The sequence below is a fragment of the Streptomyces sp. NPDC090442 genome (genome assembly GCF_044769405.1).
Lineage (GTDB): Bacteria > Actinomycetota > Actinomycetes > Streptomycetales > Streptomycetaceae > Streptomyces.
In genome coordinates, this window is sequence record NZ_JBIVXW010000001.1 from 298,295 (window position 1) to 319,933 (window position 21,639).

General features: G+C 71.4%; 23 protein-coding genes and 1 riboswitch. Of the genes, 13 read left to right on the forward strand and 10 right to left on the reverse strand.

What is annotated here, in order from left to right; translation table 11 throughout:
- Positions 1–10 precede the first annotated feature (10 nt).
- Complete coding sequence (locus ACIQU6_RS01350; RefSeq protein WP_403479552.1) at positions 11–1,150, forward strand: pyridoxal-phosphate-dependent aminotransferase family protein; 1,140 nt, start codon at positions 11–13, stop codon at positions 1,148–1,150.
- Positions 1,151–1,497: 347 nt separating this feature from the next.
- Positions 1,498–2,304, forward strand: a complete 807-nt coding sequence (locus tag ACIQU6_RS01355) for a TetR/AcrR family transcriptional regulator (protein ID WP_403479553.1) — start codon at positions 1,498–1,500, stop codon at positions 2,302–2,304.
- A 16-nt stretch (positions 2,305–2,320) separates the two neighbouring features.
- Here ACIQU6_RS01355 and ACIQU6_RS01360 read toward each other — a convergent pair whose 3' ends face one another.
- Both ACIQU6_RS01360 and ACIQU6_RS01365 read right to left on the reverse strand, forming a co-directional pair.
- Positions 2,321–2,773 (reverse strand): GNAT family N-acetyltransferase, encoded by a 453-nt coding sequence (locus ACIQU6_RS01360; protein WP_403479554.1) that lies wholly within the window; start codon positions 2,771–2,773, stop codon positions 2,321–2,323.
- Positions 2,774–2,849: 76 nt separating this feature from the next.
- The gene (locus ACIQU6_RS01365; protein WP_403479555.1) at positions 2,850–3,332 is read right to left on the reverse strand and encodes a MarR family winged helix-turn-helix transcriptional regulator; all 483 of its coding nucleotides are present in this window, start codon (positions 3,330–3,332) and stop codon (positions 2,850–2,852) included.
- A gap of 133 nt (positions 3,333–3,465) precedes the next feature.
- Here ACIQU6_RS01365 and ACIQU6_RS01370 point away from each other — a divergent pair, with 133 nt between their 5' ends.
- On the forward strand, positions 3,466–4,704 hold the full coding sequence (locus ACIQU6_RS01370; protein WP_403479556.1) for an MFS transporter: 1,239 nt from the start codon (positions 3,466–3,468) through the stop codon (positions 4,702–4,704).
- A gap of 58 nt (positions 4,705–4,762) precedes the next feature.
- Here the strand turns inward: ACIQU6_RS01370 and ACIQU6_RS01375 are convergent, their stop codons facing one another.
- Positions 4,763–5,293, reverse strand: coding sequence for a DUF2269 domain-containing protein (locus tag ACIQU6_RS01375; RefSeq protein WP_403479557.1), 531 nt, complete (start codon positions 5,291–5,293; stop codon positions 4,763–4,765).
- Between the two features lie 139 nt (positions 5,294–5,432).
- Here ACIQU6_RS01375 and ACIQU6_RS01380 point away from each other — a divergent pair, with 139 nt between their 5' ends.
- From ACIQU6_RS01380 to ACIQU6_RS01390, 3 genes are all read left to right on the forward strand, one after another.
- On the forward strand, positions 5,433–6,068 hold the full coding sequence (locus ACIQU6_RS01380) for an HAD family hydrolase (protein ID WP_403479558.1): 636 nt from the start codon (positions 5,433–5,435) through the stop codon (positions 6,066–6,068).
- Between the two features lie 457 nt (positions 6,069–6,525).
- Positions 6,526–8,286: a globin domain-containing protein gene (locus tag ACIQU6_RS01385; RefSeq protein ID WP_403479559.1), complete on the forward strand. Its 1,761-nt coding sequence runs from the start codon at positions 6,526–6,528 to the stop codon at positions 8,284–8,286.
- 94 nt (positions 8,287–8,380) lie between these two features.
- A complete protein-coding gene (locus ACIQU6_RS01390) occupies positions 8,381–9,184 on the forward strand; it encodes a pyridoxamine 5'-phosphate oxidase family protein (RefSeq protein ID WP_403479647.1) in 804 nt (267 codons plus the stop codon).
- 17 nt (positions 9,185–9,201) lie between these two features.
- Here ACIQU6_RS01390 and ACIQU6_RS01395 read toward each other — a convergent pair whose 3' ends face one another.
- From ACIQU6_RS01395 to ACIQU6_RS01415, 5 genes are all read right to left on the reverse strand, one after another.
- Entirely contained in the window at positions 9,202–9,681 is a 480-nt protein-coding gene (locus tag ACIQU6_RS01395; protein WP_403479560.1) for an NUDIX domain-containing protein, read from the reverse strand.
- 54 nt (positions 9,682–9,735) lie between these two features.
- Complete coding sequence (locus ACIQU6_RS01400; RefSeq protein WP_403479561.1) at positions 9,736–10,632, reverse strand: LysR family transcriptional regulator; 897 nt, start codon at positions 10,630–10,632, stop codon at positions 9,736–9,738.
- A 283-nt stretch (positions 10,633–10,915) separates the two neighbouring features.
- Positions 10,916–12,040, reverse strand: a complete 1,125-nt coding sequence (locus ACIQU6_RS01405; RefSeq protein ID WP_403479562.1) for a cystathionine gamma-lyase — start codon at positions 12,038–12,040, stop codon at positions 10,916–10,918.
- Positions 12,041–12,062: 22 nt separating this feature from the next.
- Complete coding sequence (locus tag ACIQU6_RS01410; RefSeq protein ID WP_403479563.1) at positions 12,063–12,629, reverse strand: low molecular weight protein-tyrosine-phosphatase; 567 nt, start codon at positions 12,627–12,629, stop codon at positions 12,063–12,065.
- A gap of 3 nt (positions 12,630–12,632) precedes the next feature.
- Positions 12,633–13,010 (reverse strand): phage holin family protein, encoded by a 378-nt coding sequence (locus ACIQU6_RS01415; RefSeq protein WP_403479564.1) that lies wholly within the window; start codon positions 13,008–13,010, stop codon positions 12,633–12,635.
- Positions 13,011–13,058: 48 nt separating this feature from the next.
- Here ACIQU6_RS01415 and ACIQU6_RS01420 point away from each other — a divergent pair, with 48 nt between their 5' ends.
- The 4 genes from ACIQU6_RS01420 (at position 13,059) to ACIQU6_RS01435 (ending at position 15,556) form a co-directional block, all read left to right on the forward strand.
- Positions 13,059–13,376: a cupin domain-containing protein gene (locus tag ACIQU6_RS01420; protein WP_403479565.1), complete on the forward strand. Its 318-nt coding sequence runs from the start codon at positions 13,059–13,061 to the stop codon at positions 13,374–13,376.
- A 203-nt stretch (positions 13,377–13,579) separates the two neighbouring features.
- A complete protein-coding gene (locus tag ACIQU6_RS01425) occupies positions 13,580–13,801 on the forward strand; it encodes a DUF5326 family protein (RefSeq protein WP_366334936.1) in 222 nt (73 codons plus the stop codon).
- Between the two features lie 451 nt (positions 13,802–14,252).
- Positions 14,253–15,029, forward strand: a complete 777-nt coding sequence (locus ACIQU6_RS01430) for an IclR family transcriptional regulator (RefSeq protein ID WP_403479566.1) — start codon at positions 14,253–14,255, stop codon at positions 15,027–15,029.
- A 104-nt stretch (positions 15,030–15,133) separates the two neighbouring features.
- On the forward strand, positions 15,134–15,556 hold the full coding sequence (locus tag ACIQU6_RS01435; protein ID WP_403479567.1) for an SsgA family sporulation/cell division regulator: 423 nt from the start codon (positions 15,134–15,136) through the stop codon (positions 15,554–15,556).
- 143 nt (positions 15,557–15,699) lie between these two features.
- On the opposite strand, the gene ACIQU6_RS01440 is transcribed toward ACIQU6_RS01435, so the two are convergent.
- A complete protein-coding gene (locus ACIQU6_RS01440; RefSeq protein WP_403479568.1) occupies positions 15,700–17,025 on the reverse strand; it encodes a YibE/F family protein in 1,326 nt (441 codons plus the stop codon).
- Between the two features lie 71 nt (positions 17,026–17,096).
- A riboswitch (TPP riboswitch) is annotated at positions 17,097–17,253 on the forward strand.
- On the opposite strand from ACIQU6_RS01440, the gene thiC reads away from it, so the two are divergent.
- Positions 17,248–19,035, forward strand: coding sequence for a phosphomethylpyrimidine synthase ThiC (thiC, locus tag ACIQU6_RS01445; RefSeq protein ID WP_403479569.1), 1,788 nt, complete (start codon positions 17,248–17,250; stop codon positions 19,033–19,035). (Overlaps the previous riboswitch by 6 nt.)
- A gap of 127 nt (positions 19,036–19,162) precedes the next feature.
- Here thiC and ACIQU6_RS01450 read toward each other — a convergent pair whose 3' ends face one another.
- Positions 19,163–19,642 carry an NUDIX domain-containing protein gene (locus tag ACIQU6_RS01450; RefSeq protein WP_403479570.1) on the reverse strand — a complete coding sequence of 160 codons (480 nt, stop codon included), beginning with the start codon at positions 19,640–19,642 and terminating at the stop codon, positions 19,163–19,165.
- A gap of 119 nt (positions 19,643–19,761) precedes the next feature.
- On the opposite strand from ACIQU6_RS01450, the gene ACIQU6_RS01455 reads away from it, so the two are divergent.
- Positions 19,762–20,964 carry a helix-turn-helix domain-containing protein gene (locus tag ACIQU6_RS01455; RefSeq protein ID WP_403479648.1) on the forward strand — a complete coding sequence of 401 codons (1,203 nt, stop codon included), beginning with the start codon at positions 19,762–19,764 and terminating at the stop codon, positions 20,962–20,964.
- A gap of 175 nt (positions 20,965–21,139) precedes the next feature.
- Complete coding sequence (locus ACIQU6_RS01460; RefSeq protein ID WP_403479571.1) at positions 21,140–21,535, forward strand: ATP-binding protein; 396 nt, start codon at positions 21,140–21,142, stop codon at positions 21,533–21,535.
- The last annotated feature ends 104 nt before the right edge of the window (positions 21,536–21,639 follow it).

Consider the following 21,639-nt stretch of genomic DNA (forward strand, 5'->3'; position numbering starts at 1 on the left):
GAAGGCCACCGTGACTGCCGTGACTGCGAACGCCGACGCCCCGCTTCTGCTCGACCTGCCGCCGCTCGACGCCGCCCGCTTCGGACGGATCGAGGACAAGGTCGCGGCCCTGATGCGCACCCGCTGCGATGTCGTGACGATGCAGGGCGAGGCGCTGCTGCCCCTGGAGGCGTGCATCCGCTCGGCCGTGCGGCCCGGCAGCACCGCCCTCAACGTCATCACCGGTCCCTACGGCGAGACGTTCGGCGGCTGGCTGCGGTCCTGTGGCGCCGAGGTGATCACCATCAGCGCGCCGTTCACCGGTGCGGTCAGCCCCGAGCAGGTGGCGGACGCGCTGCGGGAGCACCCCGAGATCGACTTCGTGAGCCTGGTGCACGCCGAGGCGGCGACCGGCAACACCAACCCGGTCGCCGAGATCGGCGCGGTGGTGCGGGAGCACGGGGCGCTGCTGATGCTGGACGCGGTCGCTTCGGTGGGCGCCGAGCCGCTGCTCACCGACGCCTGGGGCGTGGACCTCTGTGTCATCGGCGGTCAGAAGGCGCTGGCCGGCCCGGCCGGGGTCTCCGCGGTGTCGGTCAGCGCCCGCGCCTGGGAGCGGATCGCCGCCAACGAGCAGGCGCCGCGGCGCTCTTACCTCTCGCTGCTGGACTGGAAGGAGCGCTGGATCGACGCCGGCCGCACCGCCCTTCCGCACGCCCCGGCGCAGTTGGAGATGCTGGCGCTGGAGCAGGCCGTGGACCGGATCGAGGAGGAGGGGCTGGACGCGGTCGTCACCCGCCACCGGGCGGCCGCCGCGGCGGTCCGGGCGGGCGTCGCGGTGCTCGGCGGCCCGGTGCCGTACGTGATCCGCGACGAGCACGCGGCGCCGGCCGCCACCACGCTCCGTGCGCCGGCGGGGGTGGACGCCCGCGAGGTGGTGTCCGCGGCCCTGGCTGCCGACGGCTCGGTTCCGGTGCAGGCCGCCGCCGGTGCGCTGGCCGCGGAGATGATCAGGGTGAACCACTACGGGCGGGCCGCGGACCGGGCGGTGGTGCTCGCCTCGCTGGCGGCGCTGGCCGCCGGTCTGCGGGCGCTGGGTGTCGCGGTCGACGAGGACGCGGCGGCTGGCGCGGCCGGTGCGGCATGGGACGGGGCCGTCGCCGCGGCCTGAGCCGTGCCGGCCCACTGACTCGGCGGGCGGTTCCCGGCCGCCGGACGCACCTTCGACACGACGCCAGGGGTGTGGTCTGTTTCACGTGAAACAGACCACACCCCTTTTTTTGTGTGGGGGCGCGCCTACGCCCGCCGTGTCCGGCGTGCTGCCCGCCCGGAGCCCGCGTCGCCGCCCTCGCCTCCGTCTCCCCGCTGTCTCCGTCGCCCCGCGCCCCGTTCCCCGCGCCTCCCCTCCCCGCCCGTCACCCCAGCGTGGCGATCCGCACGTGTGTTTTAACGGCCTCGTAGAATCGGAACGATCAACCCGGTTGTTCTCCCGGGTGTGGAGCGCGGAGGAGCCGGGTGGTGCCAGCAGGTGTGTGGCGGGCGGAGAGCCGGTCGGCGACCCCGCGCGCGGATGCCCGGCGCAATCGTGCGCTGGTGCTCCAGGCGGCCCGATCCGCCTTTGAGGAACGGGGGTTGGGCGTCCCGCTCGATGAGATCGCCCGGCGCGCCGGGGTCGGTGCCGGGACGGTGTACCGCCATTTCCCTTCCAAGGAGGCCCTGTTCAGGGCGGCGGTCCGGGACCGGCTGCGGCTCTTCGCCGATGCGGCTGGGGAGTTGACCGATGCGGATGACCCCGGCGAGGTGTTCTTCCGCTTCCTGGCGTCGGTGGTGCGGCTCGCCGCCCCCAATCGGGCGCTCTGCGAGGTGCTGGAGGCGGCCGGGGGAAGCGGTCCCGGGGCGACCGAGGAGGGCGATGCGGGCCCGGAGCTGGAGTTCCTGGTGGCCCTCGCCGTGCTGCTGGCGCGGGCCCAACGTGCCGGCGCGGTAAGGGCGGACGTCGATCTGGACGACGTCCGCGTGCTGCTGGCGGGGTGTCTGACGATGGAGCGTCGGCGGTCGGCCGGGCAGGGGGCCGCGGGCGTGGACGGGGAACCCGGTGCGGCGCCGGCGGGCCGGATGGCGGCGCTGCTGCTCGACGGGCTGCGCGCCGACCGAAACGTAACGGAACTTCCGACAGCGGGGGCGAAGCGTAACGAAACCCGGTGTCAGGTGTGCGGGGCGGCGCTCGCGGCGGCGCGCACCGGGCGGCCCGCGCGGTACTGCGGCGGGGCCTGCCGACAGAAGGCCCACCGCGCCCGCCGCACCGCTCCCCCGGCCGGCCGCTGACCGTTCCCGGGGGCCGTCAGAGGGTCAGCTTGAAGCCGAGGTGGGACGCCTCGAAGCCGAGCCGCTCGTAGAAGCGGTGGGCGTCGACCCGGGTGGCGTCAGAGGTGAGCTGGACGAGCTGGCAGCCCAGCTTCCGGGACTGGCTGACCGCCCAGTCGATGAGCTCGGTGCCCAGGCCGGCGCCGCGCTCGTCGGCGTGGATCCGCACCGCCTCGATGATCGAGCGGGTGGCGCCGCGCCGGGAGAGTCCGGGGACCACCGTGAGCTGGAGCGTGCCGACGACCCGGCCGCCGCGGACGGCGACGACCAGGTGCTGGTGCGGATCGGCGTCCAGGACGGCGAACGCGGCGCGGTAGGGCGTCAGGTCGTCGGGGGACTCGCGGGTGGCGCCCAGGGGGTCGTCGGCCAGCATCGCCACGATGGCGGGCAGGTCGTCCTCGGTGGCGCGCCTTATCTCAAGATCGCTCATGGCCGCGACCTTATGCCGCGCGGGCCGGCCTGCCCAGGGTTCGGGCGATCGCCGTACCCGCGGCGGGTCGTCCCCGTTACCCGGAGGTGCCGAGCGTCTCGACCGCCGTCACCAGCGGTGCCAGCTCGGGCCGCTGCGCGGCGTCCCGGAGGGCGTCGCGCAGCGCGGTGTCGTGGGCGGGCCGGGCCGCTTCGAGGAGGCGCAGGCCGTCCGGCGTGACGTTGGTGTAGATGCCGCGCCGGTCGTCGGGGCAGAGGTAGCGGGAGAGCAGCCCGCGCTCTTCGAGCCGGGTGACCAGGCGGGTGGTGGCGCTCTGGCTGAGCACGACCGCGTCGGCGACCTGGTGCATCCGGAGGTGGCCGCCGGGCCCGTCGTGTTGCTCGCTGAGCACGTTGAGCACCGAGAACTCCCGGACGCTGAGGCCGTGTTGGGCCTGCAGGGCGCGCTCGATGTGCGACTCGATGCGGCCGTGCAGGGCGGAGAGCGCGCACCAGCCCTGGGCGAGGGCGCCGGAGGCGGCGTCCCGCGTCGTGGTCGTCTCCCGCGTGCGCTGCGTCATCGCAGACCTCCTCATCCGTCGTCCGCACCAGGATAGGCCACATCCGAAATAGTCGGCGCTTGCAAATAAAGCGCGCCTGCAATTATTGTCTGCGCCGGTTGAGGATGTGTGCAATCAAGGGGAAGGACCCGCCATGCCTCTCGCGCTCCTGGCGCTCGCCATCGGCGCCTTCGGGATCGGAACGACCGAGTTCGCGGTCATGGGGCTGCTGCCCGACATGGCGGCGGACTTCGGCGTCTCCATCCCGCTCGCCGGCTACGCGACCACGCTCTACGCCCTCGGCGTGGTGGTCGGCGCCCCCCTGATGACGGTGCTCGGCACCCGCTTCACCCGGAAGCAGATGCTGATGCTGCTGATGGGCCTGTTCGTGGTGGGCAACCTGCTCACCGGCCTGGCGCCCACCTTCGGGCTGGTGCTCGTCGGCCGGGTCGTCTCGGCCTTCGCCCACGGCGCGTTCTTCGGCATCGGCTCGCTGGTGGCCGCCGACCTCGTCGCCCCGGAGAAGCGGGCCATCGCGCTCTCGCTGCTGTTCAGCGGCCTGACCGTGGCCAACGTCGTGGGCGTGCCGGCCGGCACCCTGGTCAGCCAGCAGCTCGGCTGGCGCACCACGTTCTACGCGATCACCGTGCTCGGCGTGCTGGGGCTGTTCGGCATCGTGAAGCTGGTCCCGGCGCAACGGGCCAGGGCGGCCGCCCGGATCGGCAGCGAGCTGGCGGTCTTCCGCAACCCGCAGGTCGGCCTGGCGATGCTGATGACCGTCCTCGGCTTCGGCGGGGTCTTCGCGGCCCTCACCTACCTCGCCTCGATGATGACCGGGGTCGCCGGCTTCGCGCCGTCCTCCGTCGTCTGGCTGCTCGCGGTCTTCGGCCTCGGGATGGTCGGCGGGAACCTCGTCTCCGGCCGGTTCACCGACCGCGCCATGATGCCGATGCTCTACGCGTCCCTGGCCGGACTGGCGGTGGTGCTGGCCGCGTTCACCTTCACCGCGCACCACAAGGTCGCCGCGGTGATCACCATCGGGCTGATCGGCTTCTTCGGCTTCGCGACCGTACCGCCGCTCCAGAAGCGGGTGTTGGACCAGGCGGCCGCCGCGCCCACCCTGGCCTCGGCCGGCAACATCGCGGCCTTCAACTTCGGCAATGCGCTGGCCGCGTGGCTCGGCGGCCTGGTGATCTCGGGCGGGCTCGGGCTGACCGCGCCCAACTGGGTGGGCGCGTTGATGACGGTCGTGGCGCTGGGGGTGGCGGTGCTGGCCTCCTCCCTGGAGCGCCGGCAGCCGGGCCACGGCCAGGTGGTGGCCGCGGGCGGTCCGGTCGTGACGGGTGAGCGGACCGAGGGGGTCGAGGCGGCCGCGCCGGCGGCGCGGAGCTGAGCGTTCCGGTTGCCGGTCCCGGTGGGTCCGCGCCGCTGCGGCCCGCCAACGGGCGCCGTCACGACGCGACGCCCGTCCGGGCCCGACCCCCGGTCGGCCGTGCCCCGCGCGGTCGGCCGCCGCGCGTGGTGCGCCCCCACGGCTTGAGGACGGAGAGCGCGGTCAGGAAGAGGTACAGCGCGGAGGCGACCCCCGGGGCCACGAGGAGGCCGACGTCGGACGCGGGGTGACCGGCGGCGGCCGCCGCGGCGAGGCGGGCGACGCCGGGGCGGAGCGCGAGCACCGTCAGCAGCAGGGCCGGGGGCGTCAGCCACGCCTTGGTGAGGACCCAGCGGTACCGGGTCAGCCCCCACGGCGTACCGAGGGCCAGCACCCACCCGCTGGCCAGTGAGGCCAGCGCCACCGGGAGCACCAGGTGGTCGATGAGGAGCCGCATCGCCCGGTAGGCGACCTCGGCGGTCGGGGCGGAGGCGGCCGTGAAGCCGGTGACGCCGAGCACGAACAGCCCGGCGGTGAGCCCCAGCCAGCCGACGGAGCAGGCGACATGGGCGACGAGGAGGGCCCGGCGGGCGGGCCGGCGAAGCTGCATGCCCCCACGGTGCCGGGCGACGGGGAGCGGGACATCTGACGGCGGGAGTATCCGCGTGTACGCGGCGGCGCGTACGGCCCGGGCCTGCCGGCGGACGGCGGGACGTCGGGGGCGGCGACGTCCTCGTTAGGCTCCGGCCATGAGCAAGCTGCATCTGTTCGATATGGACGGCACCCTGCTCCACGGGTCCGCGGCCGCCGTCGAGATCGCCCGTCAGCTGGGGCTGGAGCGCGAGATCGCCGAACTGGAGCGGGCGTTCGCGGCTCGGGAGTTGACCCCGGCGGGCTTCGCGCAGCGGGCCTGCGACCTGTGGGCCGCCGAGCTGACCGAGGCGCATGTGGCGGCGGCCTTCGAGGGGGCGCCGTGGTTGGCCGGCATCCGGGAGGTGTGGGCCGACATCCGGGCCCGCGGCGAGCGGTGCGCCGTGATTTCCCTCTCGCCCGGATTCTTCGTCGAGCGGCTGCTGGACTGGGGCGTCGACACCGCGCACGGCTCCCGTTGGCCCGCGGTGCCGATCCGCACCCCGGTGGAACCGGCCGGCATCCTCTCGTCGTCAGCGAAGGTGCGGATCGCGGACGAGCTCTGTGCGCGGTACGGGCTGGGCCGGGACGACTGCGTGGCATACGGCGACTCGATGTCGGACGTCGAACTCTTCGCGGTGGTACCGGAGTCGGTGGCGGTGAATGCCGATCACCATGTCAGCGACCTGGCCAGGTATGCGTATGCGGGACGTGATCTTCGCGCGGCATACGAACTGGTGCGTACCGGCGGGTAATTCGACGGGGCGCGCGTTTTCCGCGGCGCATTCGTCCGCCGCGGGTACGGAATTTGCCGTCTGTGGGGAGGATCACTGGTATTGGCGGGGGCGCGTTGAGTGTCCCCGGATCGGGGGTTGTGGTTTCAACTACTGCCGGTATGGTCGACTCCGGCTCGACGGGGGGCGGGTCCTTCGCGGGGCGTGGACGGCGGGCAAAGCTCGTCAGCCTAGCGGGGAGACGGCCCGTGTCACCCGGACTTCCGGCTGTTTGTCCGATGCGGTGGAGCGGGGTGGCATGCTGACGGAACGGCATGTGCGCCGCTTGCCACAGGGAAGTGAGATGTGTCCGCGTTAGAGAGTGTTGCCGGGATCGCTTGAGGCGACGAAGAATTCCGGGCAGGGCGGGGGAATTCCGGGCAGTTCCGGTCAGGGGAACGGCAAAGACCACCGAAAGACGTTCGAGGCGAGGCAGACCATGGACGCTCCGACCACCACGTCGGCCGATAACGGTCCTTCTGGCGGCAGCAGTGGCGATTGGGGTTGGTTCACTCCGCCGGCGAAGAAATCTTCCGGAGACGAGCCGGGCCGGCAAAACGGCCGGGACGAGCCGGAACCGGCGCACGAGGACCGCGCCGAGCCCGGCGAACGCGTCGATGCGGAGCGGATACCCAGCCGGCCCGTGAACCCGATACGCCCGGTGGGCACCGCCGCCGAGCGGGAGCGCGAGCCGGAGGCGCAGCGGGTGCCGCGGCAGGGCACGCTGCCCCGGTGGGGGACGGACCGTCAGCTCGCCGCCCCGGACCCCGAGGAGGGCACGGCGCCCGCCGCCCCGCGTCCCGGGACGGAGCCGGAGCCGGTCCACGAGCCCGCCGCGCACACGCCGTTCGACGCCTTCGGCGGCTTCGACCCGCACACTCCGGCTCCCGGGCCCGCCCCGGAGGCCCCCGCGGCCCCACCGAACACGGTGGCCCCCGCCACCCCGTCGGCCGCTCCTGAGCCACCGTCCGCCCCGGCCCCGCCCGCACCACCGGCCCCGCCGGCGGCTTTGCCCTCCCTGGCCGCACTGGAAGCCACCGGCCCGTCAGAAGCGACGGCCTCTCCCGACGCGGTGCTCATCCGGCGCACCATGAACGAGATCGAGCCCGTGGCCGACAAGGTCACCTCGTACTTCTACGCGCTGCTGTTCGTCCAGCACCCCGATCTGCGGGCGCTGTTCCCCGCCTCGATGGACACCCAGCGCGACCGGCTCTTCAAGGCGCTGCTCACCGCCGCCAAGCACGTCGACAACGCCGAGGTGCTCGGCCAGTACCTCACCCAACTCGGCCGCGGCCACCGCAAGTACGGCACCCTGCCCGACCACTATCCGGCGGTCGGCGAGTGCCTGCTGAGCGCGCTCTCCCGTTATGCCACGGCCACGTGGAGCCCGGAGGCCGAGGGCGCCTGGGTGCGTGCCTACACCGCCATCTCCCAGATCATGATCGACGCGGCGGCCGAGGACGAGGCCGTCGCCCCGGCCTGGTGGCAGGCCGAGGTCGTCGCGCACGAACTGCGCACCCCCGACACCGCGGTGGTGACGCTCCGCCCGGACCAGCCGTACCCGTTCCGCGCCGGCCAGTACACCAGCCTGGAGACCCCCTGGTGGCCCCGGGTGTGGCGGCACTACTCCTTCGCCTCGGCGCCGCGCTCCGACGGTCTGCTCTCGTTGCACGTGAAGGCGGTGCCGGCCGGCTGGGTCTCCAACGCGCTGGTGCACCGCGCCCGGCCCGGGGACTCCGTGCGGCTGGGCGCGCCCGCCGGCTCGATGACGGTCGACCACTCCACCGGCAACGGCCTGTTGTGCGTCGGCGGCGGCACCGGCATCGCACCCATCAAGGCGCTGGTCGAGGACATCGCCGAGCACGGCGCCCGGCGCCCGGTGGAGGTCTTCTACGGCGCCCGCAGCGACCACGACCTCTACGACATCGACACCATGCTGCGGCTGGAGCGGACCCACCCCTGGCTCTCCGTCCGCCCGGTCGTCACCGTCGGGCCAGGGACCCGGGGCGGCCCGAACACCCTCACCGGCCAACTCCCCGATGCCGTGCGGCAATACGGGCCGTACCGGGAATACGACGCATATCTTTCCGGCCCGCCGGGGCTGATCCGCAGCGGTGTGGAGGCACTGGTGGGGGTCGGCGTCCCGGCCGGGCGGATTTGGCACGACTCCATCGACGAGCTGGTAGCAACGGGAGACTGAAGCCTTGGCAGCACACGGTGAACACGACCGCGCGACGGAGGGTGGGGACCCGGGCTGGCCGGCGGAGCGGCCCGGGAGCGACGGTGAGCACCTGGTGCAGCGGAGACTCGGGACGACCGCGCGCGCCGACCGCTTCTACGCGGACCAGGTCCTGGACCATCTCAACGCGCGGATGCGGGAGTTCGTGGCCTGCCAGGAGATGTTCTTCCTGGCCACGGCCGACCGGCACGGCGAGTGCGACTCCACCTTCCGGGCCGGTCCGCCCGGCTTCGTCCAGGTGCTGGACGACCGGCTGCTGGCCTATCCGGAGTACCGCGGCAACGGCGTCATGGCCTCCCTCGGCAACCTCTCCGAGAACCCGCGACTGGGCATCCTCATGGTCGACTTCACCCGCTACCGGATCGGGCTGCACATCAACGGCCGGGCCCGGGTGGTGCTGGACGAGGAGATGCGGGCGCACTATCCGGAGCTGCCGGTCGATCCGGTCCCGGGCCGGCGGGCCCAACTGTGGGTGGTGGTCGAGGTCGAGGAGGCGTACATCCACTGCTCCAAGCACATCCCGCACTTCCGGAAGGTCCCGGCGACCGAGCGCCGGGCGCGCGCCTGGGGCACCGACGACGTCAAGCGCAAGGGTGGCGACTTCTTCGGGTCCGCCGCCGAGGCCGACCGGCGCCCGGCGTTCCGCCGCCCGCAGCGCGGGACGGAGCATCTGCGCGGCGGACTGCACGAGGACGTCCCCGACTCCGGCCAACGGCGGCCCGCGCGGGACGACTTGGCCGCGGAGCTGAACGAGGAGTTCCTCGACCGGGTCGACGCGGTGCTGGCCCGGGCCCAGCCGCGCCGGCCGGCCGAGGACGGCCCGGAGTTCCGCGGCTGGTTCGACCGGCGCGACGGCTGACCGGGGGTCGGTCGCTGCTAGCCGAGGTCGGGGGCGTGCATCGCGCGCACGCCCTCGATGTTGCCGTCCAGATAGTGCCGCAGGGAGAGCGGGACGACGTCGACCGAGGCGATCCCGATCCGGGTGAAGGGCACCCGCACGATCTCGTACTCGCCGCACGGCTCCTCGACCTCGGGGCCGTGCCGGCGGGCCGGGTCCATCGAGTCCAGCCGGCAGACGAAGAAGTGCTGCACCTTGACGCCGTCCACCCCGCCGTCGGTGAGGTGCTCGACGGTGTCGACGAAGACCGGCACCACGTCGGTGACCTTGGCGCCCAGCTCCTCGTCCAACTCGCGGTGGAGGGCCTCGATGACCGTGGCGTCCTCCGGCTCCACGCCGCCGCCGGGGGTGATCCAGTACGGGGCCCGGCCCGGCTTGGTGCGCTTGATCAGTACGAGATCCGTGCCGTCGAGCAGGATCGCGCGGGCGGTGCGTTTGACGACTGGCCGTACGGTCATAGGGGACAGATGCCGCAGTCGGGCCGGGGTGAAACCCCCGTCCCACGGCTCACGTCACCAGTCGGCCGCGGTCCGCAGCAGCCACTCGTGTGCCCGCGCGATGTGCGGCAGCCCCAGCGTCCCGGTCCGCACGGCCAGGAAGTAGGTGCGCAGCGGCGGCACCGGCGGGTCGAGGAGGGCGATCACCGCGCCGCTGTCCAGCGCCTCGACGCACAGGTAGCGGGGCAGGACGGCCAGCCCGGCGCCGGCCGCGACGCAGGACAGCACCGCCCGCAGATCGTCGACGACGACCGCGGCGGAGGCGGTCGGTTTGGCGTCGAAGACGGCGGCCCAGTAGCGGGCGATCAGCGGCAGGCTCTCGTGGACCTCGACCAGCGGGACGGGTTCGAGCACGCGGACGCCGCCGGCCTGGACGACGCCGGGGCCGCCCAGCCGGGTCGCCCAGCGGGGCGCGGTGACCAGCACGTGTTCCTCGTCGCAGAGCGGGGTGGCGGTGAGCAGCCCGCCGCGCGGTCGGGTGGTGGTGACGGTCAGGTCGTGGTGGCCGGCGGCCAGGCCGTTCAGCAGCTCGTCGGCGGCGCCGTAGGCGGTGCGTATGGACAGGCCCTGGGAGACCAGCGGGCTCAGCGCGGGTAACGCGCGCTCGGCGGTGAACTCCGGGGGGCCGCCGAGGTGGAGGGTGCGGGTGGTGGAGTCCTGGTCCAGGCCCGCCTCGGTGATCTCGGTGAGGGCGTCGAGGTGGGGCGCGACCTTGTGGGCGAGTTCGTCGCCGAAGGTGGTGGCGGTGACGCCACGGGCGCAACGGACGAAGAGCGGGCGCCCCAACTGGCGCTCCAGCGTGCGTATTTGGCTGGTCACCGCGGGCTGGGAGAGCCCGAGGAGCGCGGCGGCCCGGGTGAACGAGCCGGCCCGGTGGACCGTGACGAAGGTACGCAGCAGGGCCAGATCCATCGCGTACCTCCTGCGCCCCTCAGAAGCCTGGTCGCGGGGCAACTATAAATTTGTCGATAGGGCTGTGTCGCTAGCGTGATTGGACACTGACGCTGAGTCAACTAGCCTTGTTGAAGCGGTTCGTTTCACGTGAAACATCCGGCCCGTGAAGCGTCCGGACCGGATCCACGTTGAGCCGCAGGCCGGCAGGGTGACGAGGGGGGATACCCTGCCGGCCTTTTTTCGCGTAGCGGTGCTGCCGGACCGCGCGCGGGACGTGCCCGTTCGTCCGCCCGACGCGGCACTACGGTCTCGCCGCGTCCAACGCCCGCCGCACATCGGCTATCAGGTCCTGCGGCTCCTCGATGCCGACGGAGAGCCGGATGAAGCCCTCCGGGACGTCGTCGCCGCCCCAGCGGGCCCGGCGTTCGGCGGTGGAGCGCACGCCGCCGAAGCTGGTCGCGTTGTCCACCAGCGTCAGCGCGGCCAGGAACCGCTCCGCGTACGCCCGGTCCGGGAGGACGAAGGAGACCACGCAGCCGAAGCGGCCGGGGCGCATCTGCCGGACCGCGAGGGCATGGGACGGGTCCGACGGCAGGCCGGGGTGGCGCACCCCGGTGACCTCGGGGCGCGCGGTCAGCGCGGTGGCCAACGCCAGCGCGCCCTCGGCCTGTTGGCGGACGCGCAGGGCCAGGGTGGCGAGCGAGCGGTGCGCGAGCCAGCTCTCCATCGGGCCGGGGATCGCGCCGACCGTCTTGCGCCACAGCCGGACGCCGTCGGCCAGCGCCGCGTCACGGGTGCTGGCGTACCCGAGCAGCAGATCGCCGTGGCCGGTCAGGGCCTTGGTGCCGCTGGCGACCGCGAAGTCCGCACCGAGGTCCAACGGGCGCTGGCCGAGCGGGGTGGCGAGGGTGTTGTCGACGGCGACCAGTGCGCCGCGGGCGTGCGCGGCGTCCGCCAGCCGCCGGATGTCGCAGACGTCGAGGCCCGGGTTGGAGGGCGTCTCGATCCACAACAGTTGGGCGCCGTCGAGGACGTCGAGCTGGGCGTCGTCGGCGGTGGGCGCGGTGCGGACCTCGATGCCGTAGCTCTCCAGACGGGCGCGGACCGCGGGCAGGAGCTGGTAGCCGTCGTCGGGGAGCACCACCGCGTCGCCGGTGCGCAGTTGGGAGAAGAGCACGGCGCTGATCGCCGCCATCCCGGAGGCGAAGGCGACGGTGTGCGCGGGCTCGTCCGGCGATTCCAGCTCGCCGATGGCGGCTTCCAGCAGGGACCAGGTGGGGTTGGTGTCGCGGCCGTACGTATACGGGCCGGTGGCCTCGCCGGGGAGATGGAAGTGGGCGGCGAACACCGGGCCGGGGAGGGCCGGTTCGTGGGCCGCCGGCTCCGGGAGCCCGGCCCGGACCGCGCGGGTGCCGTCTGCCGTCATGCGCTCTCCTTGGGGTGCGCCGTCATGCGCTTTCCTTGTGGGGCGGGTGGTGCAGACCCGGTCGCGGCACGGCGGGGCCCGGCGCACCGGAGGTGACCTCGGCCCGGACCGCCTCCAGGAGGCCGTCGCAGGCCGCTTCGATCATCTCCAGGCACGCCGCGAAGCCGGCGGGGCCGCCGTAGTACGGGTCCGGCACGTCGAGGTCCGCGGGCCCGGCGGACGGGCCGGTGCCGCAGCTGTAGGCGCGCAGCAGGTGGACCTTGGCGGCGTCCTCGGCGGTGGGGGCCAGCCGGCGCAGCTCGCGCAGATGGCCCGAGTCGAGCGCGATCACCAGATCGCGGCGGGCGAACCAGGAGGCGCGGAACTGGCGGGCGGTGTGCGCGGACGGATAGCCGCCGGTGCGCAGCACGTCGCGGGTACGGGGGTCGGCTGCTTCGCCCTCGTGCCAGCCGCCGGTGCCGGCGCTGTCGATCTCGACGAGCGCGTCGAGCCCGTCTTCCGCGATGTGGGCACGGAAGACGGACTCGGCCATCGGCGAGCGGCATATGTTGCCGGTGCAGACGAAGCAGACGCGGTACGGGGTGGTCAAGCGTCAGTCCTTGTCGGGGAGGAGCACGTGCATCGCCCAGGAGACGATGGAGACGATCACGCCGCCGAGCAGAGCCGTCCAGAAGCCGTCCACATGGAAGGCGAGGTTGACCTTGCCGGCGAGCCAGGAGGTCAGCAACAGCATCAGGGCGTTCACGACCAGTGTGATCAGGCCGAGCGTGAGGATGAAGAGGGGGAAGGAGAGCACCTTCACCACGGGCTTCACCAGGAAGTTGACCAGCCCGAAGATCAGCGCCACGAGGATCAGCGTGAGCACCTTGCGACCGGTGTTCTCACCGGTGAGCGTGATGCCCCTGAGGAGCCAGATGGCCACGGCCAGTGCCGCGGCATTGGCGAGCGTCTTGACCAGGAAATGCTTCATGGTGAGATCGTCGCAGACGACAGCAGACCGGTGAGAGGTGCGAACGGCATGAAGGCTTTCCGACTGGATGAACTGGAAGCGGAACGGGTCGCGAACGACGGCGCGTATCTCCAGTTCCTCCGGGAGCGCAATATGTCGGTGGGGCTCTACGCACTGGACGCCGGCGGCGTCGACCCGCAGCAGCCGCACCGCCAGGACGAGGTGTACATGGTGGTGAGCGGCCGTGGGGCGATCACGGTGGGGACGGAGACGGAGTCGGTGGCCCGCGGCAGCATCGTCTACGTGCCCGCCGGGGTGCCCCACAAGTTCCACCACATCAGCGAGGATCTCCGGGTCGTGGTGGTCTTCTCTCCGCCCGAAAGCTGAGACCCGACCCCCGGAACCCGTAGGGGTCGGCTCAGGGACGAGCCGGGGCTGTCGGGCCCCCACGGAGGCCCTCGGCGCCCTAGCATCGTTGATGTACAGGGGGAACCGGAGACGCGGCGCGGTAGACGCGAAACACGCGCGGACGGTGCCACCGGACGGCAGAGACCGACAAGAGCGCGACCGACAGAAAGCAGGGCAGAGCAGTGGCTGGTAAGGGGATACTCGCAGGGCTTCCGTGGTGGGTCACCTGGGTCGTGGTGCCCGTCATCCTGATCGTCGTCTTCGGCGGACTGATCACCACCGCACTCGGCTTCCTGATCGGCCTGCTCTTCAAGGTGCTGGTCGCGGCGGCCCTGATCGCCGGTGTCATCTATCTGGTGCGCAGGTTCACCGGTTCCTCGTCCTCGTCGAAGAGCGACTGGTAGGCCGAGCCCGAGCGACCGGTACCGTCCGGCCCCCACCGTCCGACGACGCCCTGCCCCCATCCCGGGGCGGGGCGTCCGGCGTTCCGGGCCCGAGGACGACACTCCCGCGAGGGAGTCGAACGCGGATCGGAAAGCCGGTTGCCGGCCGTCCCGGCGCGCTCGGTGCTCCGGGCGTTGCGCCTGTTCACCATGAGTGCGGGTGGCGCTCCGTAGGGTCAGTGGTGTCCGAGAGGCGGTCGCTCCAGGGGTAACTCCCGGACTTTCGGCTCCCGTTGTGGACCGCCCGGGCTAAAGTGCAGATCGCAGGCGTCTTCCGGACGTTGACGTTCCGGAAAGCACCGAGCGATCGGGCCGGGCGTCGGGGCGGACGTCCTGGGAGACGCGCGGTCGCGGGAGCGGGTCCCGTGGCCGGGGCCGCGGGGACCATGGCGCTCGGACCTGGGGGTTGGCGTTGGTGATCGACAACGGCGAATCCGGCTCGCACCCCACCCTGATCGGGTCGGTGCAGCGGGCGCTGCGACTCCTGGAGGCGGTGGCCGCGCACGCCGGCGGCGCGCCCGCCAAGCAGCTGGCCAGGGAGGCCCAACTGCCGCTGCCCACCACGTATCACCTGCTCCGGACGCTGACCCACGAGGGCTATCTGCGCCGGCAGAACGGCGTGTTCGTGATCGGCGAGGGCGCCGAGTCCCTCGGCCAGGCGGGGGCCCGGCGGCGCCGCCGTCGCGAGCTGGCCGACGCCCTGGCCGCCGCGGGCCGCGAACTCGGTGCCGCCGTCTACTTCGCCGTCTACCGCGAGGGGGAGATCGAGGTGGTGGCGATAACCGACGACCCGGCGCGACCACCCGTCGAGGAATGGGTCGACTTCCGCTCCACCGCCCACGCCCACGCAATCGGGCAGTGCCTGCTGGCGCAGCTCGACGAGGCGACCAGGAAAGAACATCTGTCGCGCTATCCCGTGCAGTCGATAACGCCCTTTTCGGTGCGTTCCGAGGGTGATCTGCTGAATCGGCTGGCTACGGTGCGTCGCGGCCAGGTCGCCTACGATCGCCAGGAATATGCCTTGGGCACGGTGTGCTCGGCGATCCCCATTCGCGTCGGCTCGGCCGCCGCGACCCTGGCGGTTTCTCTTCCTGCGACGGAAGTGCACCGATTGCAAACAGTTACGAACCGACTACGGAAAATGGCGGAGACGGTACTAACGACACTCGCTTTCTCTATCAGTATCTGAAAACTCACTCCTTGTGATCTGCCTGCACGTGACCGACGATGGCGTCAATAGGGCTTCAGGGGATGATTCCCGGCCATCTCCGATCAAGTGCGGGGCAGTGGTTGATGAACGACACGGTTCAGGCAGAAGTGATCATGAGCTTCCTCGTCTCGGAGGAGCTCTCCTTCCGGATCCCGGTGGAATTGGATTTCGACAGCGGCGACCCCTACGCCGTCCGGCTCACCTTCGATCTTCCCGGCGACGCGCCCGTGACCTGGGTGTTCGGCCGTGAACTGCTGCTGGACGGGCTGAACCACCCGGCCGGCGAGGGGGACGTACGAGTCGAGCCGTCCTCCCCCGAGCGACTCAGCGATGTCTACATCAGCCTCCAAGTCGGCCCGGAGCGCGCCCTGTTCCGGGCCAGCGCACCACCGCTGATCGCCTTCCTGGACCGCACGGACCGCATCGTTCCACTCGGCAAGGAGGAGGTCTGCGACACCCTGGAGGCCACGCTGGACCGGATCCTTGCGGAGGCCCCGGCCGGCTGACCCCCGGTCGCCGGCCCTCCACTGCACCGTTGCCGCGCCCGGCCGGACGTCGGTCACCCCTGCCCGGAACCCCCAACGCCCGCCGCCCACCCGCCACTTCGCCCGCCCCTCGTCCCCGCTCGCCCGCCCCCCGTGTCGCCCGCTCAGTGCTTGCGGCGTCGCCCGCGCGCCGCCCGGCGCCCGCCCCGTCCCCCGGCGCTCGCCCCGCCCGGCGCCGGACGATCCGCCGACACCACCAGGGCCGCCAGCAGGGTGGTCACCGGCACCGACGCGACCAGCCCGATGCTGCCCACGAGCGTGCGGACGATCTCCTCCGCCACCACTTCGCTGCCGGCGACCGTGCCGACGCTGCTCTGCGCGATCGAGAACAGCAGGAGCAGCGGTAGCGCGGCGCCCGCGTAGGCCATGACCAGGGTGTTCACCACGGAGGCGATATGGTCGCGCCCGATCCGCATCGCTGCGCCGTACAGCTTGCGCCAACCCGCCGACGGATCAGCGTCCTTGAGCTCCCACACCGCGGCGGTCTGGGTCACCGTCACATCGTCGAGCACCCCCAGCGACCCGATGATGACGCCCGCCAGCAGCAGGCCGCGGATCTCGATGTTCGGGTAGAGCCCGTGCACCAGGCCGGTGGTGTCGTCCGTATTGCCGGTCAGCAGCGCCCAGTTGATGAACACCGAGCCCAACAGCCCGATGAGCAACAGCGAGGCGAGGGTGCCGAGCACCGCCACGGACGTGCGGGCCGTCAGCCCGTGGCACATGTAGAGCGCGATCAGCATGATGGCGCTGCCGCCGACCATCGCCACCACCAACGGATCGGAGCCCTGGAGGATCGCCGGCAGGATGAACATCGTCAACAGCCCGAAGCTGGCCGCCAGCGCGACCAGCGCCAGCACTCCGCGCAGCCGTCCGATGGCCACCACGGCGAGGGCGAAGAGCGCGGCGAGCACCCACATCGGAACGGTGCGGTCGACGTCGGTCACCGCGTACTGCAGTTCCTTCGGCGCCTTGGGGGAGTAGGAGACGACCACGTCCTGCCCGGTCGTGTAGTGCCGCGAGGCGTCCGGCGTCACCACCGTCTGGAAGGTCCGGCCGGCGTTCTGCCCCGTGGTCACCTTGACCGTCGCCTGCTCGCAGGGCTTGTCCCGGGCCGCTCCGCCGGTGGCCGGCTGCCCGCCCGGCGTGGTGGGACCCGGCTGCTGCTCGGCGTGCACCGCCGCGCAGTTGACCTCCTCGACCTTGATGACCCGGGCGCTCTCGGTCGGCTGGTCGAAGCCCACGCCGGACGGCTTGTGCGGGGGTGCGCCACCGGGCCAGAGGACGATCAGGCCGACCGCGACGGCGACCGCGAACGGGATCAGGACGGCGGCGATGACCTTGCGCAGATGCCGGGAGACGGGGGCGGCGGGCCCGTGGCTGTGGGTGTGGGTAGGGGCGGCGGGGACGTGCGGGACTTGGGGAGGGCTCACCGCTCGATCATTGCAAGAAGCGATGGGGCCCCCTGTTCACACTGCCGCATCGGCCGCTACCGTGGTGACACCTTTGCAATCGCGGGAGCTCGGAGCACCGGGCTGAGAGGGCGCTGACCTCCGTCCCAGCGGTGTTTCACGTGAAACACCGGATGACGGAAGCCGCTGCGTCGACCGCCGAACCTGTTACCGGGTAATGCCGGCGTAGGGAGTTGGGTCTCAATGACTCTGGATGCACGCACGCCCGAAAACGACCCGGCCGACGGCGAGCAGTCGCAGATCGGCTGGCACAAGGGCTATGTCTCCGGATCGCGTCCGGACCTCCGGGTCCCGGTCCGGCGGGTGCACCTCACCAACGGCAAGCATGTGACGCTCTACGACACATCAGGGCCGTACACCGACCCCGCCATCGAAACCGATGTCCGCCGCGGTCTGGCACCGCTGCGGGAGAACTGGATCATCACCCGCGGCGACACCGAGGAGTACGCGGGCCGCCCGATGCGTCCCGAGGACGACGGGATCAAGCACACCTCCCCGCGCGGGGGCCTGCGCAACCTCGACGCGGTCTTCCCGGGTCGGCCGCGGCAGCCGCGCCGCGGCCGGGACGGTGCCCCGGTCACGCAGCTCGCCTACGCGCAGCGCGGCGAGATCACCGCGGAGATGGAGTACGTCGCCCTCCGCGAGAACGTCAGCCCCGAGTTCGTGCGGGACGAGATCGCGGCCGGACGCGCGGTACTGCCCGCGAACATCAACCACCCGGAGATCGAGCCGATGATCATCGGCAAGAACTTCCTGGTGAAGGTGAACGCCAACATCGGCAATTCCGCGGTCACTTCCTCGATCGAGGAGGAGGTGGAGAAGATGACCTGGGCGACCCGCTGGGGCGCCGACACGGTCATGGACCTCTCCACCGGCCGCAACATCCACACCACCCGTGAGTGGGTGCTCCGCAACTCCCCCGTGCCGATCGGCACCGTCCCCCTCTACCAGGCGCTGGAGAAGGTCGACGGCAAGGCCGAGGAGCTGACCTGGGAGATCTACAAGGACACCGTCATCGAGCAGGCCGAGCAGGGCGTCGACTACATGACGGTGCACGCCGGCGTGCTGCTCCGCTACGTCCCGCTGACCGCCAACCGCAAGACCGGCATCGTCTCCCGCGGCGGCTCGATCATGGCGGCCTGGTGCCTGGCGCACCACCAGGAGTCGTTCCTCTACACGCACTTCGAGGAGCTCTGCGACATCCTGGCCGCCTACGACGTCACCTTCTCGCTCGGCGACGGCCTGCGCCCCGGCTCCATCGCGGACGCCAACGACGAGGCGCAGTTCGCCGAGTTGCGGACCCTCGGCGAGCTGAACACCATCGCCAAGCGGCACGGCGTGCAGACCATGATCGAGGGCCCGGGCCACGTCCCGATGCACAAGATCAAGGAGAACATCGACCTCCAGCAGGAGATCTGCGAGGAGGCCCCGTTCTACACGCTCGGCCCACTCACCACCGACATCGCGCCCGCCTACGACCACATCACCTCCGGCATTGGCGCCGCGATGATCGCCTGGTGGGGCACCGCCATGCTCTGCTACGTCACGCCCAAGGAGCACCTGGGACTCCCGGACCGCGACGACGTCAAGACCGGCGTCATCACGTACAAGATCGCGGCCCATGCGGCGGACCTGGCCAAGGGCCACCCGGGCGCCCAGGAATGGGACGACGCCCTCTCCGACGCCCGCTTCGAGTTCCGCTGGGAGGACCAGTTCAACCTGGCCCTCGACCCGGACACCGCCCGCGCCTTCCACGACGCGACGCTGCCCGCGGAGCCGGCCAAGACGGCCCACTTCTGCTCGATGTGCGGGCCGAAGTTCTGCTCGATGAAAATTAGCAGAAGCATCACAGAGCAGTTCGGCGGTGGGGAGGGCTCGACGCCTGACGAAATCGCGGCGGGGATGCTGGAGAAGTCCAAGGAGTTCGCGGCGGCCGGCAACCGGGTCTATCTGCCGTTGGCCGACTCCTGACGTGGAGGGCCGCCGCCGACGACGCGGAGATCCGTCAGAAGCGCCCTAGCCTGAGCTTGTGCCAACGGATGCGCCCCGTCCCCTTTTTAGGGGCGGGGCGCATCCGTGTGTACTGCCTCCAGCAGCGTCAGCTGCTTGCTGGAGAGCGTCCGTGCTCCAGGTACTGCGTGTGCCCCTGGGCCCGCGCCGTGATCGCCGTCTTCACGCGCCGGGCGAGTCGGGGGATCAACAACCCTTCAAGATCGCCTGCGGGTTGGAACTCGGCAGCCAAGAGCTCGCCGGGGTCGAGCTTGATCTCGGCGAATTGCTCCGGGCGCAGTTGCCCGCCATCGAACACGTACAGGACCTTGTCGCCCTCGGCCTCGCTCGGCGCCCAGTCAACGACCAGCAACGGGCCGATGCCCGGGGTGATGCCTAGCTCCTCCTGGACCTCGCGTCGGCAGGCGGTCAGCGGGGATTCCCCGCGCTCGATATACCCGCCGGGGATCTCCCACTTCGGCTTGTAGGACGGCTTGACCAAGAGGACCTGGTCCTGGTCGTCGAAGAACAGCGCGCCTGCTGCCATCCGCGGGGTTGCCATGCGCTGTTCGTGCTCGTTCTCGGCCATGTTGCCGACCCTAGCGGCCGTCGCTTGGCGGTCGTGAGATGCCTCGACCCCTGTCATTCGTTGTGCACGTCGTGTGACACTCGGCGGGGCAGAGCGAGGGGAGCGTGGCCGTGCGCGGCATGACTGACCATCTTGAGTTCGGCAAGCGCGTGAGGTTCTACCGCAAGCGCCGGGGCATGCAGCAGCGTCAACTCGGCGAGCTGCTGGGGCGGTCTGAGGACTGGGTGTACCGGGTCGAGTCCGGCCGGATTCCCGTGAACAACGTCAAGATGCTCGCGGACCTGGCCGATGCGCTGCGGGTGCACATCGAGGACCTGCAAGGGGCGCCGGTGTTGCTGGAGGACAGCGACGGGTTCGCGGCCAGTGTGCCCGCGATCCGGGCCGCGTTGATGCAGTCCCGGCGGTTGGCCGGTTCTCTGATCGCCGGTGGGGAGCCGCTGAGGTTGGGGCTCCTGGAGGTGGAGGTTGGGACAGCGTGGGAGCTGTATCAGGCTGGTGAGTTCGCCTCGCTGGCTGAGCGGCTGCCTCGCCTGATGGCTGATGCGCGGTCCGCGAAGAATGAGTTGGCGTCGGGAGACGAACGCCGGGAGGCTCAGCGGCTGTTTGCGCTGTCATGCCATGTGGCGGCGGCGCTGCTGCGGAAGTTGGGTGAGACCAACCTGGCGTGGACGGCCGCGGACCAAGGCGAGATGGCGGCGATTGATTCGGGTGACACTGCCGCCCTCTTGTCCCTACGGCGGGGCATCGCTCATGTGCAGATCGGCGCCAACATGGCGGCGGAAGCGGTGAAGAGCACTCTGGACAGTGCCGATGACCTGGAGCGCGGCTGGTGGGCCTCCTCCCCAGTGGCGCTCTCCCTGTACGGAACGCTGTTCCTCAACGGCTCCATCGCCGCAGCCCGGATGAGGAACCGCGAGATGACCACCTACATGCTCGGCAAGGCGAACGAAGCAGCCGAACGGCTAGGCACGGACGGCAACGAGATGTGGACCGCCTTCGGCCCGGCGAACGTGGGTATCCATCGGCTTGCGACCGCCCTTGAGTTCGAGGACTACCAGCGGGCTGTCGACATAGCGCCCACGGTGCGGGCGGTGGGGCTTCCCAAGGAGCGGCGGGCGCGGCTGCGGCTGGATGTCGCTCGGGTCTACGGGGAGACTGGGCGGACCGATGACGCAGTGGACAATCTGAAGCGGGCCTATACGACCGCGCCGGAGCAGATGAGGGCGCACGAGTTCGCGCGAGACTTGGCGCGTAGGCTGCACAAACGCTCGCGGCGGCGGGACGCGCAGCAACTCGCCGTTGACCTGGGGGCGATCGCCTAGCTGGTAGCCGGAAAGAAAAGCACGAACCCGGAATTTTCTTCCGGGTCCGCTCGTGTTTGGGGTCCTACCTTCTTCACCGTTCGACGTCCCATAGGCGTCTGGAAGGCGGTAGGTGACGGTGGATCGCAGCGCGATGGGCACCCGAAGAAGCGCGACCAGGACCGGGAGCCGGCCGGTGGTGAGTCGCTGGGCGCGGCATCCGCGCTGCGTCGCGCTGGCCCGTGCCGAGTTGGGCAAGGTGCTGGTCCGGTGGCGGCTGACCGAGGTGTCCGACGATGCCCTCCTGGTGCTGTCCGAACTGCTGACCAACGCGGTGCGCCATGCCCAAGGCTCCCGTGGCCGGGAGATCGAGACGCGATATTCCCGGGAGCCGCGTGGCGTTCGTATCGAGGTGCACGACGCTGCCCAGAGCTGGCCGCAGCCCCGTGTGCCCGACGTCGACGCCGACGGCGGCAGGGGCCTGACGATCGTTGCCGCGCTGGCTGCCTGCTGGGGCACGGAAGTAAGGGACGGCGGCATCGGGAAGTTGGTGTGGGCCGTCGTTGCGGCCCCCGACGGAGGTGAGGCGTGATGGCGCGGATGTCCGTGCTGAAGGTACGCGGTGGCGACGTGGTGTGCGTCGGCGGTCAGTGGCGAGAGGTCAAGGGGGTCCGATCCGGCGTTCGTTCATCGGGG